Raw genomic sequence first — 22,214 nt, 5'->3', positions numbered from 1 at the left:
CTCACTCCCCGAAGGTGAGCGCGGGCTTGACCCCCAGCTCGGCCAGGGCGCTGCGGATTCCCGCTGCGTCGATCCCCGCCTTTTGGTGGAGGCGCTCGATCTTCCCCTGCCCGGTGAAGCGATCGGGCAAGCCGAGCCGTTTCACCGGCAGCGGGCGGCCCATGGCCTCGAGGGCCTCGAGCACCGCCGAACCGAACCCGCCGCAGAGCTGGTGGTCCTCTACGGTCAGAATCCGCATCCCCCGGGCGGCCAGGGCGCGGAGCATCGCCTCGTCGAGCGGCTTGATGAAGCGAGCGTTGACCACCGCCACCCGGGGGTCGTCCCCCGCCGCCTCGAGGGCATAGCCAAGCGTCTTACCAAAGGCCAGGATCGCCACCTCGTCCCCTTCCTTCACGATCTCCCAGCGCCCCCACTCGATCTCGGGCCAGAGCCCGGCCTCGACCGGTTCGGTCTGGCCCCTCGGATAGCGGATCGCAACCGGCCCTCCGACCTCGAGCGCCGCCTTGAGCATGGCGCGAAGCTCGGCGGCGTCCTTGGGGGCGAGAATTTTGAGGTTCGGGATCGCGCGGAGGATCGAGATATCGAAGACGCCGTGGTGGGTGGGACCGTCGGCGCCAACGAGCCCGGCCCGGTCAATCGCAAAGACCACGTTGAGGTTCTCGATCGCCACGTCGTGGATCACCTGGTCCACGGCACGCTGCAAGAAGGTCGAGTAGATCGCCACCACCGGCCGCATCCCCGAAAGCGCGAGACCAGCCCCGGTGGTGACCGCCACGTCCTCGGCGATCCCCACGTCGATGTAGCGCTCGGGGAAGCGCTCGGCGAACTCGGTGAGGCCGGAGCCCTCGCGCATGGCCGGGGTGATAGCGTAGATGCGCTCGTCGGTCTGGGCGAGCTCGACCAGGGCATCGCCAAAGGCCAGCGACCAGGAATAGCCCTTCTTCTTCGAGCCCTGGGGGGCTTGGGGGTCGAAGGGGCCGACGCCGTGCCACTTCACCGGGTCTTCCTCGGCCACCTTGTAGCCGTAACCCTTCTTGGTCACGATGTGGAGGATCGTCGGGCCCTCGAGGGCCTTGAGGTGCTCCAGCAAATAGATGAGCCCGCGAAGGTCGTGGCCATCGACCGGCCCCACGTAGCGCAGCCGCCAGGCGTAAAAAGGATTCTCCTGGTGCACCAGCAGCTTGGCCGCTTCCTTGGCCCGGTCGGCAAGCCCGTAGAGCTTGGGCGAGATACGCTCGAGCACCTTCCTGCCCGTGGCTTCGGCGCCCTGCACCCAGCGCTGGACCTGCAGGCTTCGGAAATAGCGGTTCAATGCCCCCACGTTGGGGCTGATCGACATCTCGTTGTCGTTGAGGATGATCAGGATGTCCTTGCCGAGCTCGCCGATCTTGTTGAGCGCCGCCAGGGCCATGCCGCCGGTGAGCGCGCCATCCCCGATCACGGCCACGATCTTGTAATCCTCTCCCTTTGCGTCCCGGGCCAAGGCCATGCCGAGGGCGTTGGCCAGCGAGGTCGAGGCGTGGCCCACGGTGATCGCGTCGTGGGGCGACTCGCTCACCTTGGTAAACCCCGAAATCCCCCCTTCCTGACGCAGGGTGTGGAACCGGTCCCGGCGGCCGGTGAGCAACTTGTGGGCGTAGGCCTGATGCCCGACGTCGAAGAGGATCTTGTCCCTCGGTGAATCGAACACCCGGTGAAGGGCCACGATCAGCTCCACCGCACCCAGCGAGGAAGCCAGGTGACCTCCGGTTTGGGCGGTGACCCGGATAATCTCGCTGCGGAGTTCCTCGACCAGCTCGGAAAGCTCGCGTTCGGTGAGCCGCTTCAAATCCTGGGGACCTTCGATGCCTTCGAGCACGTCAGACGCCTCCTAGAAGTTCTTTTTGAGCAAGACCAGGCCTTCCCGCGTTCTGACCTCGCCCACATGGGGCACGAACCAGATCTCGGACTCGATCGCGCCCTGATCGCTCTCGGCGTTGAAACGAATCAGATACGCCTCGAAGCGACCGGCCGGCACCTCGACCGTCCGCCGCCCGACCACCTCAAACGTGTATACGAGCGGCACCCTGGCCTGGGTCACGGTTCCCTGGGGGAGCACGAAGACGCTCTCCACCGTCGTCTTTCCCCCCCATCGATACCCCGCAGCGAGCAACCCGGCCGGCGGGTATTCCAAAAACGGCGGGTCGAAGCGGACGCGGCTCGAGGTCACGGTCTCCTCATAGCCGAGCAGCCGGACCCCGAGGCGGTCGGAGATCTGGCGGTAATAAATCCGTTCCTGACCGCGGCCGGAGAAACGAAAACGGAGCGCCGAGGCGCCGGCGAAGCTCGCCGGGCCCTCCGCGCGCAAGGTGTAACCCGGGGCGTCCAGCGACACGCCCGAGGGCAGGTAGGACCAAACAAGGCCGGTGGTGCTGGGATAAAACCCCACCGGCCCCTCGACTCGACCTTCCGCCGGCCCGGGCCCCGAAGGGACTGGCGCGCACGCCGCCAGGAGCAACAACAAGAAGATCCAAGCCGGGTGCCTTTGGCCCATCGCCGGTATCATACCGCTTGGGGGCCCACGGGAAAACTCACTGCGGCAGCCAGTTTCCGCCCGAAATGACCAGCCCGAGCCGCTCGGGGAGCGTCTCGGCGTGTTCGAGCACCGCCGCCAGCGGTAAAGCGCCGGTCGGCTCGGCCACCAGCTTGGCCCGCGAGAGGATCAGGCGCTGGGCCTCCAAGATGGCCGCTTCGCTCACCGAGAGCATGGCGTCGACCCGGGCCTTGATCACCGCGAAAGGCTTTTCCCCCAGGCACATGGTGCGCACCCCGTCGGCGACCGTCTCCGGCGCCCGGTCAAGGCGGACCAGCGTCCCCCGGGCAAAACTCATCACCGCATCCGCCGCTTCCCCCGGCTCAACACCGATCACCTTCACCCCGGGGGCGAGCGCCTTCACGGCGGTCGCGATCCCCGCGATCAAGCCCCCGCCACCAACCGGCACCAGCACCGCCTCCAAATCGGGCATCTGATGCAGAAGCTCAAGCCCCACCGTCCCCTGGCCGGCCATCACCGCCTCGTCGTCGAAGGGATGGATGAAGGCCCACCCCCGCTCGGCGGCAACCTGGCGAGCGATCGCCTCCCGGTTCTCGACCGTGACCCCCTGATCGATCAGCTCGGCGCCGTAGCCCCGGATGGCCGACTTCTTCACCGGCACCGTATCCTCGGGAACCACGATCGCCGCCGGCACCCCGAGGATACCGGCGGCGAACGCCACCCCCTGGGCGTGATTCCCGGATGAAGCCGCCACCAGCCCTCTTGGCGATTCGAGCAAAAGCGCCTTGTTGAGCGCACCCCGGGCTTTAAAGCTGCCCGTCTTTTGCAACGACTCCGCTTTGAGGAAAATACGCTTTTTCGTGACGGCATCGAGCTTTTCCGAGGTCAGCACCGGGGTTAGGTGCAAATGAGGCCGAATCCTCTTCCAGGCGGAGAAGATGTCGCTGATCTCAATCACGTTCCCTATGCTACGCCCCAACGCCCGGCCCTGCCATGCGTGTGCAAAACCACGCTCGCCCCCCTTCAAACGTGCCAGAATGGGCCCGATGCGCGTGGCCGTGAAAACGCTGGGCTGCAAGGTCAACCAGGCCGAGAGCGAAACCCTCCTCGGGGCGCTCGCCCCGCTGGGCCCGGAACTGGTGACCGAAGCGGCCGACCTCGTACTCATCAACACCTGCGCCGTGACCACCACCGCCGAGGCCAAAACCCGGGCCGAGATCCGCCGGGCACGGCGGGAAAACCCGAACGCCCTCCTCGTCGTCACCGGTTGCTTCGTCGATCGCGACGAGGCGCTGGCCAGGCGGATCGGCGCCGATCTGGTGGTGCAAAACGGTGCCAAGGGCGCGCTGCCGCGTTTGGTGATGGAGCGGCTCGGCCTCACCGCCGACCCCCTGACCACGCCGGTCAACGAGCTTTGGGGGAGCGGATCGCGCGTCTTACTGCAAAGTTCGGTGAGGGCGTTCCTCAAGGTGCAGGACGGGTGCAACGCCGGCTGCGCCTACTGCATCATCCCCAAGCTCCGGGGTCGTGAGCGATCCCGCCCGGCCGCGGACGCCATCAAAGAAGCCGAGGCGCTCCTGGCCCAAGGCGTGCGCGAGCTGGTGCTTACCGGCGTCAGGCTCGGTTCTTACAACGGCCATCCCCAGGGGCTTTCCGGCCTGGTCGAAGACCTCGTCCACCTCGGAGCCCACGTGCGGCTCTCCTCGATCGAACCCGAGGACACCGACGAGGCCCTCATTAACACCCTGACCCGCCTGGCACCCCGTGCCCGACCCCACCTCCACCTCTCGCTGCAAACCGGTTCCGAGCGGCTGCTCATGCTCATGAACCGCCGCTACAGCCTCAGCGAGTACCGGCGCATCGTCCAGCTGGCCTACGACCGGATTCCCGACTTCGCCCTGACCACCGACGTCATCGCCGGCCTGCCCACCGAGACCGAAGCCGACTTCGAGGCCACGGTGCAGGTGCTCAAGGCCATCCAGCCCGCCCGCACCCACGTCTTCACCTACACCCCAAGGCCCGGCACCCGCGCCGCCCGCATGCCCCAGGTCCCCATCCAGGTGCGAAAAGCCCGCACCCGGGCCCTGATCGAGCTGGCCCACCGCCTGGCCGAGACCCGGATCCGCCCCAAGCTGGGGGGCCTGGTCGAGGTCCTCGTCGAGCAAGTCGAGGGGGAAGAACTCAAAGGTCACACCCCCGACTACTACGAAGCCCGCATCCGGGGCCGTGCCGAGCCCGGTGAAGTGATCCGGGCCCGGGTCGAATCGGTACGGGGCTACGAGCTCATCGGCCAAATGGCCACGGAAAGGGAGCGGCTTGCGGTAAGGTAAGCCCCATGGAGTGCGTCTTCTGCAAGATCGTTGCCGGAGAACTCCCCGCCAAGAAGGTCTACGAGGACCAGGATTACATCGCCTTCCACGACATCCACCCCAAGGCCCCGACGCACGTTTTGGTCGTCCCCAAGACCCACGTCCCCAAGCTCAGCGACTTCCCCGACGATGAAACCGGTGAGCGCGCGCTCGGCGCTCTCTTCCGCACGGTCAACCGCGTGGCCAGGGAGACGCTGGGCCTTGCGGGCTACCGAGTGGTGGTGAACGTGGGGGAAAAAGGAGGGCAAGAGGTCTTCCACGTCCACGTGCACATCCTGGGTGGCTGGCAATAAAGGCGAACGCGCAGGCGTTCGCCTTTATTGCGGCCTAAAGGATGGGCAGGTTATACAGAGCGAACGCTTCCCCGTTGAACTCGCGCTGTCCCTGCTGAAAAACCGAGAGCCGGGCGATCACGTGCCCGCCGGCCCGGTAGGTCAGGCGGTCCAGGGCCTTGATGGTTCCCCCGGTGCTCACCACGTCGGTGACGATCGCGACCTTGCGGTTCATGATGCGCTCGGCCCAGCGGCGGTCAAGCCAGAGCGTATCGCTCGAACCCAGGGTCAGCGAGGGAACCTCCTGGATCAGGGGGTCATCCATGTAAGCCCGGCGCCGACGCCTGGCCACGACATAGGGGAGGTCCCGCAACTCGGCCAGGGTGTGCGTCAGGGTGACCGGGGAGCACTCGGTGGTGAGCAACACCTCGGTCTCCTCGGGCAGGTGGGGCTCGAGCAAGCGCGCCGCCTCACGCACCAGCTCCACGTCGCCGAGGAACTCGACCAGGGGAATGCGCATGCCCGGCAGGGTCTCCACCAGGGGAACGTGCCGGGTGACGTTGCCTACGGTGATGGGATAGGTTTCCATGATGGTCATCTTAATCCAGCCTACCCCTCGGGTTGGAAAAGGGGCAGGTGGCCGATCGCAATCACATCGTCGCGGGGGGCGCCCTCGGTGAAGACGGCAAGGACCCCGACGACCTTGCCACCCACGCTCTCGATGAGTTCCTTGAGGCCCTTTAAGGTGCTTCCGGTCGAGACCACATCGTCCACGATGACCACATGTTTTCCGCGGATGCGCTCGACGTCGGCGCCGTCGAGGACCAAAAGTTGCGGCTTTCCGGTGGTGATCGAAACCACCTCCCGGGTCACCGGACGGATCATGTAGGGCTTGACCGTCTTTCGCGCCACCACGTAGGGCAGGCCGGTGCGCACCGAGAGGGCGTGGGCCAGGGGCACGGCCTTGACCTCCGGGGTAACCAGCACCTCGGCCTGCTCGGGGATCCGTTCGGAAAGAGCCCGGGCCGCCGCTTCAGTGAGCTCGGAATCCCCGAGGAGGTTGAGAAGCGCGACGGCCACTTGATCGCCGACCTTGACGATGGGAAGTTCTCGCTGTACCCCCGCAATTTCGACAGGGTAAGTCCTCATGCCTTAAGTCTAAGCCACCAAACCTATAATGGAACCATGCTTAAGGCAAAAGTCGAAAACCTGGGGGTTGACCCGAACACCGGGGGCGTGGTGGTGCTGCTCCGGGCGGAAAACGGCAAGCTGCTGCCGATATGGATCGGGGCCCTCGAGGGCCAGCACATCGCCATCGCCCTGGCCAAAGAGGCGCCGCCGCGACCCCTGACGCCGGATCTCCTGCTCTCGGTGCTCGACATGCTGGGGGGAAAACTCCTCAGGGTGGAGATCACCGAACTCCGGGACAACACCTTCTTCGCCAGGCTCGTCATCGAGCACCGGGGGATCGAATACGAAATCGACGCCCGCCCCTCCGATGCCATCGCCCTGGCGCTGCGCGTCGACGCCCCCATCTACATCGACGAAAACCTCATGGAGGCCCACGCGGTCGAAGAAGGCAGCATCGAGCCCCAGGGCGGCGTAGCCGAGGCCTAGGCGGGCGCCCTCGAGCCTTTCACCAGATCGATCCAGAACCGGCTTAAGCCCCTGCCGTGACAAAAGACCGCGGCGGGGCACTCAGTCCCGGATCTGCCCCGAGCCAAGGCCCACCCATTTGGTGGTGGTGAGCTCACGCACCCCCATGGGCCCATAGGCATGGAGCTTGGTGGTGCTGATACCGATCTCGGCGCCAAGGCCGAGCTGGAAGCCATCGTTGAGGCGGGGGCTGGCGTTGACGAGCACCAAGCTTGCATCCACCTCCCGCAAAAACCGCATCGCGTTCGGATAGTGCTCGGTGACAATGACCTCGGTGTGGTGGGTGCCGTAGCGGGCAATGTGGGAAAGCGCCTCGTCCATGCTGGCCACGACCCGGACCGAGAGGATGAGGTCGAGGTATTCCGCCCCCCAGTCTTCCTCGCTGGCTTCCTTCATCGCCGGAACCAGGCGCCGCGCCTCAACGTCGCCCCGAAGCTCGACACCCTTTGCCGCGAGCGCATCGGCGAGGGGGGGTAAGAACGCTTCCGCCACCCGGCGATGGACCAGCAGGGTCTCCAGCGCGTTACACACCCCAGGCCTTTGCACCTTCCCATTGATCGTGAGCTTGCGGGCCATCTCGAGGTCGGCGTACTCGTCGACGTAGAGGTGGTTGACCCCCTTGGCGTGGTAGAGCACCGGCATTCGGGCGTTCTCGCTGACCAGTCGGATCAGGGCATCGCCGCCGCGGGGGATCACCACGTCGATGATGCCTTCCATGCCGAGCATGGCCAGCACCGCCTCGCGATCGGTGGTCGGGACCATGCTCACCGCCGCCTCCGGCAAGCCGGCCTCGGCCAGGGCCCTTCGCCAAAGCTGGACCAGCGCCTGGTTGGTCTGAAACGCTTCCCGTCCTCCTCGGAGCAGGATCGCGTTGCCCGACTTGATGGCCAGCCCCGCAGCCTCAACCGTGGCCCCAGGACGGGACTCGTAGATGAAACCGATCAAACCGAGCGGAACCCGCATCCGGCCGACCTGCAGTCCGTTGGCCAGTGTGCGAAGCTCGCCGATCTCCCCCACCACCTCGGGGGCATCGGCGAGCTGCCTGAGACCGGCCGTGAGGTCCTCGAGGGTCCTTGAGTCGAGCCGGAGCCGGTCGTACTTGGCGCCCCCCAAACCGGCCTGCCGGGCCAGGCGCAAATCCTCGGCGTTGGCCTCGAGCAGAGCCCCGGCCTCCTGCGTGAGGAGGCCTGCCATGGTCAAGAGCGCCCGCCGCTTGGCCTCGCCGCCGGCGTAGGCCAAGCGGCGGGCCGCCGCCTTGGCCGAGAGGGCGAGTTCGCGCAGCATCGCTTCCATGTTCCACCTTATACCCCGAGGCCTAACGCATCGCCAGCGCGAAGCGGTCGCGGTGAATGACCTCCACCGGCGCCCCTGGCCCGAGCATCTCCCGGACCGCTTCGCTTTGCATCCCCTTCACCCGGCTCAGGGTCTCCGATCCGAGCGCGACCAGCCCCATCCCCACCAATGCTCCCTCGGGATCAACGACCCGCACCGGGGCCCCGGCCGGGAAGTTGCCCCGAACCTCCAGGACGCCCACCGCCAAAAGGCTCGCCCCCGCCTCCCGCAGCGCCCGCGCCGCCCCGGCGTCGACCACGATCTCGCCCTCGACCACCGGCAGGTGGGCGAGCCAGCGCTTGCGGCCCCCGTAGCGCTTGCCGCGGGGAAGAAAGCGCGTCCCGACCGCCTCGCCCCGGAACACCCTCGTCCAGACCTGGCCGTCGTGCCCAGGGAGGAGCCAAAGCGGGATCCCCGCGTCCAGCGCCCGTTTGGCCGCGAGCAGCTTGGAACGCATCCCGCCCCGGCCGGCCCGGCCCGGAGCTCTCCCAGCCATGGCGAAAACCTCGGCCGTCACGTCACTCAGCTCGCGAACCGGCCGGGCCTGGGGATGGGTCCGGGGATCACGGTCATACAGCGCGTCGACGTCGGAAAAAAGGAGGACCGCATCGGCCTCGAGGGCACCGGCGAGCAAGACCGCCAGCTGGTCGTTGTCACCGAACTGGATCTCCTCGGTCATGACCGTGTCGTTCTCGTTGACGACCGGCACCACCCCCCACGCGAGCAACCGCTCGATCGTGTTCCGGGCGTTGAGGTAGCGTTTGCGATCGGCGAGGTCCGAGGCATCGAGGAGAATCTGGGCCACGGCCTTCGGCGCCAGCGCCGTCTCCCAGGCCCGGATGAGCTCGGCCTGGCCCACGGCCGCCGCGGCCTGGAGCTCGGGCAGCGTCCGCGCCGCCGGCAAGCCGAGCTTGGCCCGCCCGGCGGCAATCGCCCCGGAAGAGACCACGACCACCTCGACGCCCCGATCTGCCAGTGCCAGCAAACCTTCGGCCAGACGCCGAAACACGTCTGGCCGAAGACCGTCATCCCCCGCCAGAACCGCGGATCCGACCTTGATCAGAATCCGCCTGGCCCGGGCCAAGAGGTCGTCCATGGCTACGAGGCCGGGCTCTGCCCCTTTGCCGCGAGGGGACCCCGCGCGCCCGCCTCCCGCTCCGGATCGCGCAGCGCTTCGCGGATCAGCGCCACGAAGACCCCGGCCATCAGACCCAGTACGGCGGCGAGCGCGGCGTATAGGAGCGGCCTGGGCGACACCGGGTCCCTGGGGAGCCCGGGTCTGGCGAAGGCGATCACCTGGGCGGACTCGCCGGCCATGGCCCGGAGCCGGGACTCGTCCTTGCGGAGGCCCTCGAGGAACTCAAGACGGCTTTGCAAGCCGGCGAGCGTCGCGTCCTGCTCCGCCAGCTTGAGGCGGAGGTAGGCGTCGGCGATATCGCCCGAGCGGGCCACCGCCGCCGGCACGCCGCTCTGTTCGAGCAGGGCCCGCACCGAGTCATCGAGGGGCGACGGGCCCTGCACCACGCCAAGGGCTTTGAGCAAGATCGACCGGCGCGCCTCGGCGGTCTTGAGCGAGGACCGAGCCGCTTCTACCTGGGCGCCGAGGAGGTGATCCAGGCGCTCATACGCCCGGCCGCCGACGTAGTCGCGGAAGGCGGCGAGCAGACGTTCGGCCCGGTCCTTCGCCTCTTCGGCCGAACGCCCCTTGGCGCTTAAGGTCAGCAGCTTTTTCTTGGCGTCGTACCGCGCGCTCAGACCCCCACGTTCTTCGGGAGCGAACCGCGCGGCCACCTCGCCCGACCCGGCCTTGACCTCGTCGGCGAAACCCGAGGCCAGGCTGTCCACCGAAAGGCCCAGCTCGCCGAGGGTGCTCTTTTGCAGGCTGATCCCCACCAGGGCCCGGCTCTCGTAGGTCGGGGGCATCAAGAGACTCACGGCCACCGCCAGAGCCAGCGCGCCCAGCGTGAGCCCCCAGATCCACGCCGCCTGGCGGCGCAGGGCCAAGTACAGATCTCTCAGGGTAATTTCCTCATCCACGGCCCAAGTATAAACAGGGCACGTTAACCCCGCGTTAATGCGCCCTCGGGGCAAACGTCCGGGCCGGGCGCCAACAACCGCGAGCGGCTGGCCCTCAGTCCGCCGCCACCTGCAGCTTCTCGGCGATGGCGGGGATCCGGCGCAAAAAGGCGCCGGTGGGGCTGTTGGCGTTGGCCGCGACCCGCTCCGGGGTTCCCTCGGCCACCACCCGGCCGCCACGCTCGCCCCCTTCGGGGCCCAGGTCGATGATCCAGTCGGCGGTCTTGATGACGTCGAGGTTGTGCTCGATCACCACCACCGTATTGCCGGCGTCGACCAGGCGGTGCAGGACCTCGAGCAGCTTTTTGACGTCGTCGAAGTGGAGCCCGGTGGTGGGCTCATCGAGGATGTAGAGCGTCTTGCCGGTGGCTTTCTTACCCAGCTCGGTGGCCAGCTTGATGCGCTGGGCCTCGCCACCGGAAAGCGTCGGCGAAGGCTGACCGAGCTTCATGTAGCCGAGGCCCACATCGACCATGAGCTGCAGTTTGCGGGTGATCGCGGGAACGCTTTTGAAAAAGGCCAGCGCTTCCTCGACCGTCATGTCGAGCACGTCGGCGATGTTCTTGCCTCGGAGTTTGACCTCGAGGGTCTCTTTATTGTAGCGCTTGCCCTTGCAAACCTCGCAAGGGACGTAAACGTCGGGCAAAAACAGCATCTCGATCTTGACCGTGCCGTCACCACGACAGGCCTCGCACCGCCCTCCCTTGACGTTGAAGGAGAAGCGGCCCGGGTTGTACCCGCGTTTCCTGGCCTCGGCGGTCTTGGCGAACAGCGACCGGATCTCGTCGAAAACGCCGGTGTAGGTGGCGGGGTTCGAGCGCGGGGTGCGGCCGATCGGCGACTGATCGATCTCGATCACCTTATCCAGGTGGTGAATCCCTTCGATGGCGTCGTGCGCCCCGGGGATGGTCTTGGCCCGCATCAACTCCCGGGCCAGCCTGGCGTAGAGGATCTCGTGGATCAAGGTGCTCTTCCCGGAACCCGACGGCCCGGTGACGGCCACGAACATCCCCAGGGGGATGGCCACGTCGATGCCCTTGAGGTTGTGCTCCCTCGCCCCCCGGATGACCAAACGCTTCCCAGAGCCCCTGCGTCGGGCCTCGGGCACCTCGATGCGCTTTTCCCCCCGCAGGTAGGCCCCGGTAAGACTCTTGGGGTCGCCCGCCACCTCATCCGGCGTGCCCTCGGCGACCACCTGCCCCCCGTGCACGCCGGCGCCCGGCCCCATATCGACCACCCAGTCGGCTTCGCGGATCGTCTCTTCATCGTGCTCGACCACGATCAGGGTGTTGCCGAGGTCGCGCAGTTTTTTCAAGGTGGCGATGAGGCGCTGGTTGTCGCGGGGGTGCAGGCCAATCGAGGGCTCGTCGAGGACGTAGAGCACGCCGGTGAGTCCCGAGCCCACCTGGGTCGCCAGGCGGATTCGCTGGGCCTCGCCGCCAGAGAGGGTGTTGGCCGCGCGGTCGAGCGAGAGGTAATCAAGCCCGACGTCGGCCAGGAACCCGAGCCGGGAGCGAACCTCGCGCAGAATCGGCGCCGCAATTCGTTTTTGAAAGGGATCGAGATCGTCTTCAACGGTCTCGAAAAAGCGCAGCGCGTCGCGGACGCTCATGGCGCTGACCTCGGCGATATTCTTCCCGGCCACCGTCACCGCCAAAACCTCGGGCTTATAACGGGTACCCTTGCACACCTGGCACGCGTGCAGGGCCATGTAGCCCTCGAGGGCCTCACGCACCCCCTCGGAATCGGTCTCCTCGTAACGCTTTTGGAGCCAGGGGATCACCCCTTCAAAACGCACCTGCATACGGCCGGTAATCCGTCCGCCGCGGCGGAAGACCACCTCGAACGGCTCAGGCAAACCATAGAGCACGGCCCTTTGCTGGGCCTCGCTCAGCTCGCGAAACGGTGTGTAGAGATCAAAGCCAAGGTGTTCGGCGAGCGCCCTGAGCTTGTCCCAGAGAAAACCGCGCCCCGTCTCCCGACCCTTTGACCAGGGTACGATCGCGCCCTCGGCGAGCGATTTCTCGGGGTTCACGACCAGCGCCGGGTCGAACTCCATCTTAAAGCCCAGCCCCGAACAGGCCGAACAGGCGCCGTAGGGCGAGTTGAAGGAAAAGACGCGGGGCTCGAGCTCCTCCAGCACCGCCCCGTGCTCCGGGCAGGCGAACTTTTCCGAAAAGAGCACTTCCTCGCCGCTTTCCGGGAAAAGCACCCGCAAAAGCCCGTCACCGCGCAAGAGCGCGAGCTCGACCGACTCCGCCACCCGGCCCCGCTCGCTCGGGATGAGGATCACCCGATCCACGACCAGGTCGACGTCGTGTTTCTCGTAGCGCTCAAGCCGGAGCTCAAGCGCCTCCTCCAGGCGGTAGATCGTCCCGTCGACCCGAACCCGGGCGTAGCCTTCCTTGACCAGTTGCTTGAACAGGGTCTGGTACTCCCCCTTGCGCCCCCGGACCAGCGGCGCCATCAACACCGCCTTGGTGCCCTCGGGCCGTTGCATGAGCTGGTCGGTGATCTCGGTGGCCGAGGAGCGCTCGATGCGGCGGCCGCACTTCGGGCAGTGGGCCACGCCGGCGCGCGAGAAAAGCAGGCGCAGGTAGTCGTGGATCTCGGTGACCGTGCCCACGGTGGAACGGGGATTGTGGGAAGTGGTTTTCTGATCGATCGAGATCGCGGGGGAAAGCCCTTCGATGCTCTCGACGTCGGGCTTGTCCATGACCCCGAGGAACTGTCGTGCGTAGGCCGAGAGGCTCTCCACATAGCGGCGCTGCCCCTCGGCATAAATGGTGTCAAAGGCGAGGGTGCTCTTGCCTGAGCCGCTCACCCCGGTAATGACGATGAACTTCCCTCGAGGCAGGGTCAGGCTGACGTTTTTGAGGTTATGCTCACGCGCGCCCTTGATGACGATTCGGTCCATCCGAAAGAGTCTACCACGGACGGAGAAAAAAGGGCCAGCGCGAAAAGCCCCTGGCCCTTGGGCGAGTGGCCCGGCGAGCGCCCACGAACCGATGCGAGATTGACGGTGGGATGCGTTTTTTGGGGGCCCCCGCCGTGGCATTCGCCACGGCGGGGTGGTTTATCAGTGGGCCGAACCCTGGACGCCGGCGTTTTCCCCTTTGCCCCTCGAGGCCCGGCCGTATCCGTAGCCGTACCCGTAGCCATAGCCATAGCGGTCCTTCCCCAAGGCGAAAAGCAGCCCGTGCGCACCAGGGTCACCGAGAATCCGAGCACCTTCACCCCGATACGCTCTAAGAGCTCGAGCGCCATCTGCAGGCGCCGCTTCATCGTCTGGCCCACCCCGGCCACCAGCAACGTCCCCGAGGCGTGGGGGGCGAGGACCAGGGTGTCGGCGACGGGCAGGAGCGGGGCCGAGTCGATGACGATGACCGCGTAGCGGCGCGCCTCCAGCAGGCGGGCCAGGAACGCCTTCCAGTGCTCGGAGAGGAGTTCGCTGGGGTTTTCCGGAACCCGACCGGCGGGGATGAAGTCCAGGTTGGCCTCCACCGTCACCGGCTCGATGGGGGCGAAGGGATCCTCGAAGTAATCCACCAAGCCCTTGGCCTCCTTCACCGAAAGCTCGCGGTCGAGAACGGCCTTTCGGAGGTCGGCGTCGATGAGAAGCGCCGGTCGCTCGGCCCGGGCGTAGGCCTTGGCCAGGCTGAGCGCCACGCTCGACTTCCCCTCGCTCGCATCGGCACTGGTCACCAGGATCACCTTGGGGTCCTCGCCGACCAGGGCGTGGTCCACGTTCGCCCTCAAAAAGCTCGCCGCCTCTTTCGGCAGCTCGCGGCTCACCCCGGGGGGCATCTTGGGAAACTCGCCGAGCACCGGCAGGCGATACATCCTGGCCGCCTCCTCGCTCGAGCGCAGGCGGGGATCGAGCGCTTCACGCAAAAACACGATGGCGATCACCAGGAAGATGACCAGGAAGGCCACCAGCAAGGCGACCAGCTTTGGCCTCGGCGCGACCGGACGCTTTGGGATCTCGGCCCGTTCCAGGATCTGCAGATTCCCGGTGGCGCTGATGCGAAGCGCCCGCACCAGATCGAGGTCGCGGAGGATATCGGCCTTCAGGCGCTCGAGCGCCTGGATCCGGGTCTGATCGCCATCGCGGATGGCCTGGGCCAGCTCGTTGTCAACCACTTCGAGCCTCGAGGCCAGCGAGGCCTCGTCACGGGCGAAGTTCCCTTTGGCCCGATCGTCTTCCCAAGCCTTGAGCGCTGCCGCCCAGGCGTTGGCCCAGGCCGCCGCCGTCTTGGGGTCCTGGTGGCGAACGGCCAGGCGGAGCACCGAGGAACGCTGTCCCTTGACCACCCGTACCCGGAGCCGCTTTTTGAGCGCGTCGAAGTCACGGCTCTCCCCCATCGCCTGGCGCAGCACGGGCAGGCTCAGGGCGACCTCCCGGTAGGCGTCGGGGTCGAGCGGGGGTACGTTCACCGAGGTGGTGGCGATCGCCGGGGTGGTGTAGGGCTGCACCACGATCACGCGGGCCACCGCCTCGTAGGTCGGGGGCTCTCGCGAGACCACAAAATAAGCCAGCGCGGCGGCGATCACCGCCAGCCCGAAGGCAACGGGCAACGCCGGCCGCAGGCGCGCCCAGAGCTCCTCGAGCGAGATTTCAGTTTCATACGCCGGTTCCATAACCGGCATGATAGGCGCGCGGCCGGCCGACCCCTGGTGCAAATGACCAAACCCCCGGAGGCCTTGGCCCGTCCGGGGGTCACTGGTGCCGGGAGCGGGACTCGAACCCGCACGGGGGAACCTCCCCCAACGGATTTTAAGTCCGTTGCGTCTACCGGTTCCGCCATCCCGGCGCCCGCACCCATCTTAGCCCGGCTTGGGAGTAGAGTGAAGGCGTGCTCGAGGTCGAATTTTCACTGCTCAGCGCCAGCCGCGTGGGCCCCGAGAGCGGCCTCGAACTTAAGGCCGAGTTCGAGGCCCACCGGGAAACCTTACGGCGGGCGGTCGAGGCCATCCGCGAACGGGCCGGTGACCCCACGGCCATGCTGGGCTGGATCCGGCTCCCCGAGGACACCGAGGGGGCGAGGCGCATCCGCCGTTTCCAGGAAGCGCGGTCCTGGGTTCGCGACCTGGTCGTCCTCGGCATCGGGGGATCGGCGCTGGGTGCCAAGGCCCTGGCCCACGCGCTCACCCCGCAAAATCCCCCCGCACGGCTCTATTTCGTCGATAACGTCGAGCCCGCACCCATCGCCCGGTTGCTCGATCGCCTCGACCCGGCGACCACGCTGGTGGTGGCCATCAGCAAATCGGGCAAGACCGCCGAGACCATGGCCGCGTTCCTCATTTTCCGCGACTGGCTCGAGCGCCATCTGGGCCGGCGCGCCACCGACCACCTGGTCGCGGTCACCGACCCGCAAAACGGCCCCCTGCGCGCCTACGCAGCCAGCGAAGGCCTGGCCAGTTTCGACATTCCTCCCGACGTCGGCGGGCGTTTTTCGGTCTTCTCGGCCGTGGGCCTCCTCCCCCTCGCCTTCGCCGGTCTCCAGCTCGAGGACCTCCTCATGGGCGCGCGCCGGGCGAACACCAAAGGCCTCGAGGCGGCCGCCAAGAGCGCCCTGGCCCTTTTTCTCCTCTACCGTTACCGCCAAAAGCCCATCCACGTCCTCATGCCCTACTCCACGCGGATGGCGCTCGTTCCCGCCTGGTTCGTCCAGCTCCACGCCGAATCGCTCGGCAAGGCCTACGACAAAAACGGGAGCCGGGTCCACGTCGGCCCCACCCCGCTTCCCGCGCTCGGGGCCACCGACCAGCACAGCCTGCTCCAGCTCCTCCAGGAAGGCCCCTTCGACAAGGTGGTCTCCTTCGTCCGCCTGCGCCACCACGATCATGACCTCGAAATCCCCGGGGCATCCGGCCTTTCGTCGCTCAGCTTTCTCTTCGGCAAGCGCCTAGGCGCCCTGCTCGATGCCGAAGCCACCGCCACGCCCCTGGCGCTGGCCAAAGCCGGGCGCCCCAGCCTCACCGTCTGGATCGACCGCGTCGATGAAGCCTCGCTCGGCGAACTCCTGCAGTTTTTTATGTGGCAAACCGCGATCTTCGGAGAACTCCTGGGCATCAACGCCTTCGACCAGCCCGGGGTCGAACTCGCCAAGCGATACACCTACGCCCTCATGGGGCATGCGGGATACGAAAAGCTCAGGGAGGAGATCGATGAGGCTTAGGTTCCGGGAAAACGGTCCCCTGGTCATCGACGTCAAGGCCGGTACCCGTTACGTGATCAACGGCGAGGAAAGAACGCTGGAACGTGACAAAATGGCCCTGTGTCGGTGCGGTCGCTCCGAGAGCAAACCCTTTTGCGACGGCAGTCATAAACGCTTTGGATTCGAGGCCGAAAAAGGGGTGCTCGAGGTGAAACCGGACCGTCAGGACGGATGAGGGAGACCAGTATGCGAGACCTGACCATCTACGGTATAAAACCCCAAAAGCGCGTCGTGTGGGACGCTACCACTCCGGTGCTCGTCGAAGAAACGCTCAAAAAAGGGCTCGGACAGCTGGCCCACAAAGGCCCGCTGGTGGTCGACACCACCCCCTACACCGGGCGCAGCCCGAAAGATAAATACATCGTGCGAGACGCCTCGGTGGAAAGCGAGGTCTGGTGGGGTGAGGTCAACCATCCTTTCGAGGTCGAGGCCTTTGAGCGGCTGGCCAGCCGGGTGGCCGAGCACCTCTCCGCCCGGGAACTCTACGTGCAGGATCTCTACGCCGGGCACGATCCCAACCACAACCTCGGGGTTCGGGTGATCACCGAAAGCCCCTGGCACGCGCTCTTTGCCCGCAACCTCTTCATCCTGCCCCGGGTCTTTTTCCAGGCCGACGTCATCGTGCCTTTCGTCCCCGGCATCACCGTCCTTCACGCCCCCTCGTATAAGGCCGTCCCCGAACGCGACGGAACCCGTAGCCAGGTCTTCGTCATCCTGGATCTCAAAAAGCGGCTCATCCTGATCGGCGGAACCGCCTACGCGGGGGAGATTAAAAAGGCGGTGTTCAGCTTCCTCAACTACCTGATGCCCAAATCCGGCGTGCTCAGCATGCACTGCTCGGCGAATGTGGGGGCCAAAGGCGACACCGCCCTCTTTTTCGGCCTCTCGGGAACGGGCAAAACAACCCTTTCCGCCGACCCCGACCGACGGCTCATCGGCGACGACGAACACGGATGGGGTGATTTTGGCGTCTTCAACTTCGAAGGCGGGAGCTACGCCAAGGTCATCGACCTCGCCGAGGAAAAGGAGCCGCTGATCTGGGAAGCCACCAACCAGTTCGAGACCATCCTCGAGAACGTGGTCTTAAACCCCGAAAGCCGGCGGGTCGAGTGGAGCGACGCGTCCAAGACCGAGAACACCCGCAGCGCCTACCCCCTGGCCCACATCAAAAACCGCGAACCCTCGGGCCGGGGCGACCACCCCAAAAACATCTTCTTCCTCTCCGCCGACGCCTTCGGGGTGCTGCCGCCCATCGCCAAGCTGACCGCCGAACAGGCCATGTATTACTTCCTCTCCGGCTACACCGCCAAGGTCGCCGGGACCGAACGCGGTATCACCGAACCGGTGGCCACCTTCTCCGCAGCCTTCGGCGAGCCCTTCCTCCCCCTCGCCCCCTCGGTCTACGCCAAGCTGCTGGGCGAGAAGATCAAGGCCCACAAACCCCAGGTGTGGCTCATCAACACCGGGTGGACCGGAGGCCCCTACGGGGTGGGGCACCGCATCGAGCTCAAGTACACCCGACTCATGCTCAAAGCCGCGCTCGAGGGCGCGCTCGAGAACGTCCCCTACCGGAAGGACCCCGTGTTCGGCCTCGAGGTCCCGACCCAGGTCCCGGGCGTTCCCAGCGAGGTCTTGGACCCGCGGGCGACCTGGGAAGACCCGAACGCCTACGATGCGAGCGCGAAAAAGCTCGCCGCCATGTTCAGGGAAAACTTCCGCCGCTACGAAGGTGAGGTAGACCCCGAAGTCCGCGCCGCCGGCCCCCTAAGCTGAGTTCGGGTGCCAGGGACGCCTGGCCGACCTGGCGGTCCCTGGCCTTGTTATGTATTCTTAGGGCATAAGTCCTAACCGAAGGTGGGACGGCTGCAGGAGGTGTCGCGAGACCAATGAAGTCGAGAGCCCTCGCTCGATACGCCTGGGGAGTATTGTTTTACACCATCGCGGTAATCATCTGGGGCGCCTACGTGCGCGCCACCGGATCCGGCGACGGGTGCGGCCAACACTGGCCGACCTGCCAGGGAACGATCATTCCCCAGCCCGAACAGGTCAAAACCATTATCGAATTCACCCACCGCCTGATGAGCGGCCTGGATTTCCTCCTGGTCCTCGTCATGCTGATCTGGAGCTTCCGGCTCTACCCCAAAGGTCACCTCGTCCGCCTCGGGGCCTCGCTGGCCATGGCCTTCATGGTGGTCGAGACCCTCGCCGGGGCGGGGCTGGTGATCTTTCAACTCGTGGCCTACAACGCCTCGGTGGCCAGGGCAGTGGTCATGGCCGTCCACCTCCTCATCACCTTTTTGCTCCTCGCCGCCCTGGCGCTCAACGCCTACTGGGCCTCCGGGGGGCCGCCCCTGCGTCTACGGGGCCAGGGAGCGGTGGGGTATGCCCTTTATCTCGGGCTCTTCGCGGTGGGTCTTCTGGGAGCGAGCGGGGCGGTCACCGCCCTAGGCGACACCCTCTTCAAGGCCCCCAGCCTGATCGAGGGCATCCGCGCCGACTTTTCCCCGACCGCCCACTTCCTGATCCGCCTGCGCATCTTCCATCCCCTCATCGCCATCTCCACCGGCGTCTACCTGCTGCTCGTCGCCGGGCTGACCAGCTTCCTCCGCCCCCACCCCACGGTGCGCCGCTACGCCACGCTGTTGGTGTTCGTTTTTCTCTTGCAACTCGTGGCCGGGGTCACCAATTTGATCCTCCTGGCACCGGTGTGGATGCAGATGATCCACCTCGCCCTGGCCGATGCGGTCTGGCTCTCGCTGGTCATGCTGACCATCAGCGCCCTGTCCACCGGGGTGCCCCAGGTCGAAGAAGGCGCACCGGCAAGCGGTGCGGCCCCCGGGCAAAGCTCCGAGCGGGGGCGGGCCACGCTCATGGACTACGTGGCCCTGACCAAACCCAGGGTCATCAGCCTCCTCCTCTTTACTGCGCTCGCCGCGCTCTTCGCCGCCTCTGGTGGCTGGCCGGGCTGGAAGCTCTTCCTCGCCGTCCTTCTCGGCGGTTACTTCGCCGCGGGCAGCGCCAACGCCATCAACATGGTCATTGACCGCGACATCGACGCCCGCATGCCGCGCACCGCCAAACGTCCCACGGTCACGGAGCGCATCTCCTCGCGGGACGCCCTCACCTTCGCCTTCATCCTCGCCACCCTTTCCTTCCTCATCCTGCTCCTTTGGGCCAACCTCCTCGCCGCCATGCTGGCGCTCGCCGGTCTGGTCTTTTACGTGCTCGTCTATACTCTCTGGCTCAAGCGCCGCACCTGGCACAACATCGTCATCGGTGGCGCCGCCGGCGCCTTCCCGCCGCTGGTCGGCTGGGCCGCGGCCACCGGCGAGCTGTCGCTCGTGGCCTGGACCATGTTCCTGATCATCTTTTTCTGGACCCCGGTCCACTTCTGGTCGCTGGCGCTTTTGATCCGGGAAGAATACGAAAAGGTCGGCATCCCCATGCTTCCCGTCATCTACGGGCCGAGGGTCACGGCGCTGCAAATCACCCTCTACGCGCTCCTGACCGCGATCATCTCGTTCCTGCCCCTGACGCTGGGGCAGGTGGGCGTGGTCTACACCGTCGGCGCGGCGATTCTCAACAGCCTGCTTCTCATCCGGGCGCTCCAGCTGGCCCTGGGTCCGGAAGAGCGCCCCCGCGCCCGCTCGCTCTACCTCTACTCGCTCAGCTACCTCGCGGCCCTGTTCCTGCTCCTGGCCTTCGACCCCACCCGCGTCCTCTAAGATCAGAGGGGATGCGGCGCACGTTCCTTCTGTTCCCACTTTGGTTCCTGTTTTCCCTGGTCGTGGCCCACCAGGCCACGACCTTCGGCGTCGAGGAAGGCCAGGCCAATCTGGGCGGGGTCATCGTTTTTACCCTTGCCAGCGTGCTGGTGATCCTGGGCGGAACGATCGGGGTGGTGATCTACGTCCGCCGCCAAAAACGAGGCGGGGGGCTCCTTTGGCGGGCGGTTCCGGTGATCATCGCCGGAATCGCCACCGTACTGCTCATCACCTCGCTCAGCAACCTCCGGGCCCCGAAGGCCCCGGCGCTCGTGGTCGAGCTCACCGGCCAGCGCTTTTGGTGGGGAGCCAGGGAAGCCGGGCTCGTCACGGCGGGGGAAGTCTGGGTCCCCGTGGGGCAGTGGATCGAGCTACGGGTGACCAGCGCCGACGTCTTTCACACCCTCGACCTGCCCGCCCTGGGCGTCAAGATCGACGCCATCCCCGGTCAAACCACCAAAGCCCAGTTCCGGATCCAAACCCCCGGGGTCTACGAGGGGCGCAACGTCGAGTACAACGGCCCCGCCTATGACCGCATGCGGCTCAGAATCTTCGCCCTCCCCCAGGAAACCTTCGACGCCTTCGTCCGCGCCGCCCGCGCCTACACGCCGGCGCCCCCGGACGACCCGCTGGCCAAGAAGGGTTTCGTCCTCTTCCAGCGCCACTGCGCCTCGTGCCATTCCGTCAAGGGTCAGCCGTCGCCCGCCACCCCCGGTCCGGATCTGACACTCTTTCGGAATCGCACCACCATCGCCTCCGGGGTCTGGCCCAACCGCCCCTCGTTCCTCGAGGCCTGGATCCAAAACGCCCCCGAGATGAAGCCGGGGGTGCGCATGCCGGCCTTCGACCTGAGCCGGGAAGACCTCGAGGCTCTCCTCGCCTACCTCCAGGGGCTCGGAGTCCCCGGGTTTGACTTTCAAAAGCAAGCCGCGGCCTCGGCAAAAAGCCAGTGACCCATCGGTCAGTTAAACTACGAAGGGAGGGAAGCTATGGAATACCGCAAACTCGGTCAGTGGGGGATTCGGGTCTCCGCCATCTCGCTCGGCGCCTGGGTCACCTACGGCAACCAGGTGAAGGATGAGGAAACGATCCGGCAGATCGTGAAGATCGCCTACGAGGGCGGCATCAACTTCTTCGACAACGCCGACGTCTACGCCACCGGCGTCGCCGAGGAGATCATGGGCCGGATCCTCAAGGATTACCCCCGGCACACCCTGGTCATGAGCTCGAAGGTCTTCTGGCCCATGAGCGAGGACATCAACGACCGGGGGCTTTCCCGAAAGCACATCCGGGAGTCGATCGAAAAGAGCCTGAAGCGCCTGCAAACCGACTACCTCGACCTCTACTTCGCCCACCGCTACGACCCGGAGGTGCCCATGGAGGAGATCGTCAGCGCCTTTAGCCAGCTGGTGGATGAGGGCAAGATCCTCTACTGGGGCACCAGCGAGTGGCCCCCGGCCCGCATCGCCGAGGCCGTCACCTTCGCCAAGGCCAACGGCCTCCACCCGCCGGTGGTCGAGCAACCGCAGTACTCGCTCATCTACCGCGACCGGGTGGAAAAGGAGATCTTCCCCGAAACCAGCCGCTTCGGCATGGGCGTGGTGGTGTGGAGTCCCCTGGGTATGGGGATGCTCACCGGGAAGTACGATGAAGGCCTGCCCCAAGGCGCCCGCCTCACCGAAATCGAGCAGCTCCGCGAGCGGCTTTTGACCGAGGAAAACCGGGAAAAGGTCAAAAAGCTCAAAGCCATCGCCGACGACCTCGGTGTGAGCCGGGCCCAGCTGGCCCTGGCCTGGGTGCTCCGGCGCGGGGAGGTGAGCTCGGCCATCACCGGAGCCACCCGCCCCGGCCAGATCGAGGAGACGATCAAGGCGGCCGAGATCAAGCTGGACGAGGCGGTCCTCGAGGCCATCGACGCCATCTTCCCGCCGGCGCCAGACTGCTACGCCTGAATCGAAAAAAGGGCTGCGGGGCGCATTCGCGCCCCGCAG

At 66.4% G+C, this 22,214-nt stretch carries 19 protein-coding genes and 1 tRNA gene; 9 read left to right on the top strand and 11 right to left on the bottom strand.

Going from position 1 to position 22,214, the window contains the following annotated elements; genetic code table 11:
• Window position 1: 1 nt before the first annotated feature.
• Genes dxs through ACZ5BT_RS07630 form a run of 3 tightly spaced genes read right to left on the bottom strand, consistent with a single transcriptional unit; the run spans window position 2 to window position 3,491 of the window.
• Window positions 2–1,858, bottom strand: a complete 1,857-nt coding sequence (gene dxs / locus ACZ5BT_RS07640) for a 1-deoxy-D-xylulose-5-phosphate synthase (protein ID WP_464884006.1) — start codon at window positions 1,856–1,858, stop codon at window positions 2–4.
• A 12-nt stretch (window positions 1,859–1,870) separates the two neighbouring features.
• Window positions 1,871–2,533, bottom strand: coding sequence for a hypothetical protein (locus tag ACZ5BT_RS07635; protein ID WP_464884005.1), 663 nt, complete (start codon window positions 2,531–2,533; stop codon window positions 1,871–1,873).
• Between the two features lie 37 nt (window positions 2,534–2,570).
• Entirely contained in the window at window positions 2,571–3,491 is a 921-nt protein-coding gene (locus ACZ5BT_RS07630) for a threonine ammonia-lyase (protein WP_464884004.1), read from the bottom strand.
• A gap of 88 nt (window positions 3,492–3,579) precedes the next feature.
• Between ACZ5BT_RS07630 and ACZ5BT_RS07625 the strand changes: the two genes are divergently transcribed.
• Both ACZ5BT_RS07625 and ACZ5BT_RS07620 read left to right on the top strand, forming a co-directional pair.
• Entirely contained in the window at window positions 3,580–4,863 is a 1,284-nt protein-coding gene (locus ACZ5BT_RS07625) for a MiaB/RimO family radical SAM methylthiotransferase (protein WP_464884003.1), read from the top strand.
• A 5-nt stretch (window positions 4,864–4,868) separates the two neighbouring features.
• Entirely contained in the window at window positions 4,869–5,195 is a 327-nt protein-coding gene (locus ACZ5BT_RS07620) for a histidine triad nucleotide-binding protein (RefSeq protein ID WP_464884002.1), read from the top strand.
• Window positions 5,196–5,229: 34 nt separating this feature from the next.
• On the opposite strand, the gene ACZ5BT_RS07615 is transcribed toward ACZ5BT_RS07620, so the two are convergent.
• Together ACZ5BT_RS07615 and ACZ5BT_RS07610 are read right to left on the bottom strand one after the other, a co-directional pair.
• The gene (locus tag ACZ5BT_RS07615; RefSeq protein ID WP_464884001.1) at window positions 5,230–5,763 is read right to left on the bottom strand and encodes a type I phosphoribosyltransferase; all 534 of its coding nucleotides are present in this window, start codon (window positions 5,761–5,763) and stop codon (window positions 5,230–5,232) included.
• Window positions 5,764–5,783: 20 nt separating this feature from the next.
• Window positions 5,784–6,323 (bottom strand): phosphoribosyltransferase family protein, encoded by a 540-nt coding sequence (locus tag ACZ5BT_RS07610; RefSeq protein ID WP_464884000.1) that lies wholly within the window; start codon window positions 6,321–6,323, stop codon window positions 5,784–5,786.
• A gap of 36 nt (window positions 6,324–6,359) precedes the next feature.
• Between ACZ5BT_RS07610 and ACZ5BT_RS07605 the strand changes: the two genes are divergently transcribed.
• Window positions 6,360–6,791: a bifunctional nuclease family protein gene (locus ACZ5BT_RS07605; protein ID WP_464883999.1), complete on the top strand. Its 432-nt coding sequence runs from the start codon at window positions 6,360–6,362 to the stop codon at window positions 6,789–6,791.
• Between the two features lie 81 nt (window positions 6,792–6,872).
• Here ACZ5BT_RS07605 and ACZ5BT_RS07600 read toward each other — a convergent pair whose 3' ends face one another.
• From ACZ5BT_RS07600 to ACZ5BT_RS07575, 6 genes are all read right to left on the bottom strand, one after another.
• Entirely contained in the window at window positions 6,873–8,114 is a 1,242-nt protein-coding gene (locus tag ACZ5BT_RS07600; protein WP_464885798.1) for a glutamate-5-semialdehyde dehydrogenase, read from the bottom strand.
• 31 nt (window positions 8,115–8,145) lie between these two features.
• Window positions 8,146–9,258 carry a glutamate 5-kinase gene (gene proB, locus ACZ5BT_RS07595; RefSeq protein ID WP_464883998.1) on the bottom strand — a complete coding sequence of 371 codons (1,113 nt, stop codon included), beginning with the start codon at window positions 9,256–9,258 and terminating at the stop codon, window positions 8,146–8,148.
• A gap of 2 nt (window positions 9,259–9,260) precedes the next feature.
• Window positions 9,261–10,199: a Wzz/FepE/Etk N-terminal domain-containing protein gene (locus ACZ5BT_RS07590; RefSeq protein WP_464883997.1), complete on the bottom strand. Its 939-nt coding sequence runs from the start codon at window positions 10,197–10,199 to the stop codon at window positions 9,261–9,263.
• Window positions 10,200–10,293: 94 nt separating this feature from the next.
• Window positions 10,294–13,155, bottom strand: coding sequence for an excinuclease ABC subunit UvrA (gene uvrA, locus ACZ5BT_RS07585; RefSeq protein WP_464883996.1), 2,862 nt, complete (start codon window positions 13,153–13,155; stop codon window positions 10,294–10,296).
• Complete coding sequence (locus ACZ5BT_RS07580) at window positions 13,098–14,879, bottom strand: tyrosine-protein kinase domain-containing protein (protein WP_464883995.1); 1,782 nt, start codon at window positions 14,877–14,879, stop codon at window positions 13,098–13,100. The genes uvrA and ACZ5BT_RS07580 overlap by 58 nt, the downstream gene beginning before the upstream one ends.
• A gap of 83 nt (window positions 14,880–14,962) precedes the next feature.
• Window positions 14,963–15,052 (bottom strand) — tRNA-Leu (locus ACZ5BT_RS07575).
• 42 nt (window positions 15,053–15,094) lie between these two features.
• On the opposite strand from ACZ5BT_RS07575, the gene ACZ5BT_RS07570 reads away from it, so the two are divergent.
• From ACZ5BT_RS07570 to ACZ5BT_RS07545, 6 genes are all read left to right on the top strand, one after another.
• Entirely contained in the window at window positions 15,095–16,420 is a 1,326-nt protein-coding gene (locus ACZ5BT_RS07570; RefSeq protein ID WP_464883994.1) for a glucose-6-phosphate isomerase, read from the top strand.
• Complete coding sequence (locus tag ACZ5BT_RS07565; RefSeq protein WP_464883993.1) at window positions 16,410–16,634, top strand: CDGSH iron-sulfur domain-containing protein; 225 nt, start codon at window positions 16,410–16,412, stop codon at window positions 16,632–16,634. Before ACZ5BT_RS07570 ends, ACZ5BT_RS07565 begins: the two co-directional genes overlap by 11 nt.
• Window positions 16,635–16,645: 11 nt before the next feature.
• Entirely contained in the window at window positions 16,646–18,232 is a 1,587-nt protein-coding gene (pckA, locus tag ACZ5BT_RS07560) for a phosphoenolpyruvate carboxykinase (ATP) (protein WP_464883992.1), read from the top strand.
• A gap of 113 nt (window positions 18,233–18,345) precedes the next feature.
• Window positions 18,346–20,184 carry a heme o synthase gene (locus ACZ5BT_RS07555; RefSeq protein WP_464883991.1) on the top strand — a complete coding sequence of 613 codons (1,839 nt, stop codon included), beginning with the start codon at window positions 18,346–18,348 and terminating at the stop codon, window positions 20,182–20,184.
• 11 nt (window positions 20,185–20,195) lie between these two features.
• Window positions 20,196–21,176: a c-type cytochrome gene (locus tag ACZ5BT_RS07550; RefSeq protein ID WP_464883990.1), complete on the top strand. Its 981-nt coding sequence runs from the start codon at window positions 20,196–20,198 to the stop codon at window positions 21,174–21,176.
• Between the two features lie 36 nt (window positions 21,177–21,212).
• The gene (locus tag ACZ5BT_RS07545; protein WP_464883989.1) at window positions 21,213–22,175 is read left to right on the top strand and encodes an aldo/keto reductase family protein; all 963 of its coding nucleotides are present in this window, start codon (window positions 21,213–21,215) and stop codon (window positions 22,173–22,175) included.
• The last annotated feature ends 39 nt before the right edge of the window (window positions 22,176–22,214 follow it).

The organism is Vulcanithermus mediatlanticus (assembly GCF_055385885.1).
The sequence above is the reverse complement of the archived record's forward strand: the minus strand, read 5'-3'. Positions and strand labels throughout refer to the sequence as shown.

What these genes read in the sequence shown, in the direction of transcription:
- ACZ5BT_RS07555 (WP_464883991.1), top strand. Translation starts at nt 18,346, where the DNA reads ATGAAGTCGAGAGCCCTCGCTCGATACGCCTGGGGAGTATTGTTTTAC.
- ACZ5BT_RS07565 (WP_464883993.1), top strand. Translation starts at nt 16,410, where the DNA reads ATGAGGCTTAGGTTCCGGGAAAACGGTCCCCTGGTCATCGACGTCAAG.
- ACZ5BT_RS07610 (WP_464884000.1), bottom strand. Translation starts at nt 6,323, where the DNA reads ATGAGGACTTACCCTGTCGAAATTGCGGGGGTACAGCGAGAACTTCCC.
- ACZ5BT_RS07550 (WP_464883990.1), top strand. Translation starts at nt 20,196, where the DNA reads ATGCGGCGCACGTTCCTTCTGTTCCCACTTTGGTTCCTGTTTTCCCTG.
- uvrA (WP_464883996.1), bottom strand. Translation starts at nt 13,155, where the DNA reads ATGGACCGAATCGTCATCAAGGGCGCGCGTGAGCATAACCTCAAAAAC.
- ACZ5BT_RS07635 (WP_464884005.1), bottom strand. Translation starts at nt 2,533, where the DNA reads ATGGGCCAAAGGCACCCGGCTTGGATCTTCTTGTTGTTGCTCCTGGCG.
- ACZ5BT_RS07545 (WP_464883989.1), top strand. Translation starts at nt 21,213, where the DNA reads ATGGAATACCGCAAACTCGGTCAGTGGGGGATTCGGGTCTCCGCCATC.
- ACZ5BT_RS07625 (WP_464884003.1), top strand. Translation starts at nt 3,580, where the DNA reads ATGCGCGTGGCCGTGAAAACGCTGGGCTGCAAGGTCAACCAGGCCGAG.
- pckA (WP_464883992.1), top strand. Translation starts at nt 16,646, where the DNA reads ATGCGAGACCTGACCATCTACGGTATAAAACCCCAAAAGCGCGTCGTG.
- ACZ5BT_RS07615 (WP_464884001.1), bottom strand. Translation starts at nt 5,763, where the DNA reads ATGGAAACCTATCCCATCACCGTAGGCAACGTCACCCGGCACGTTCCC.
- ACZ5BT_RS07620 (WP_464884002.1), top strand. Translation starts at nt 4,869, where the DNA reads ATGGAGTGCGTCTTCTGCAAGATCGTTGCCGGAGAACTCCCCGCCAAG.
- ACZ5BT_RS07580 (WP_464883995.1), bottom strand. Translation starts at nt 14,879, where the DNA reads ATGGAACCGGCGTATGAAACTGAAATCTCGCTCGAGGAGCTCTGGGCG.
- proB (WP_464883998.1), bottom strand. Translation starts at nt 9,258, where the DNA reads ATGGACGACCTCTTGGCCCGGGCCAGGCGGATTCTGATCAAGGTCGGA.
- ACZ5BT_RS07600 (WP_464885798.1), bottom strand. Translation starts at nt 8,114, where the DNA reads ATGCTGCGCGAACTCGCCCTCTCGGCCAAGGCGGCGGCCCGCCGCTTG.
- ACZ5BT_RS07605 (WP_464883999.1), top strand. Translation starts at nt 6,360, where the DNA reads ATGCTTAAGGCAAAAGTCGAAAACCTGGGGGTTGACCCGAACACCGGG.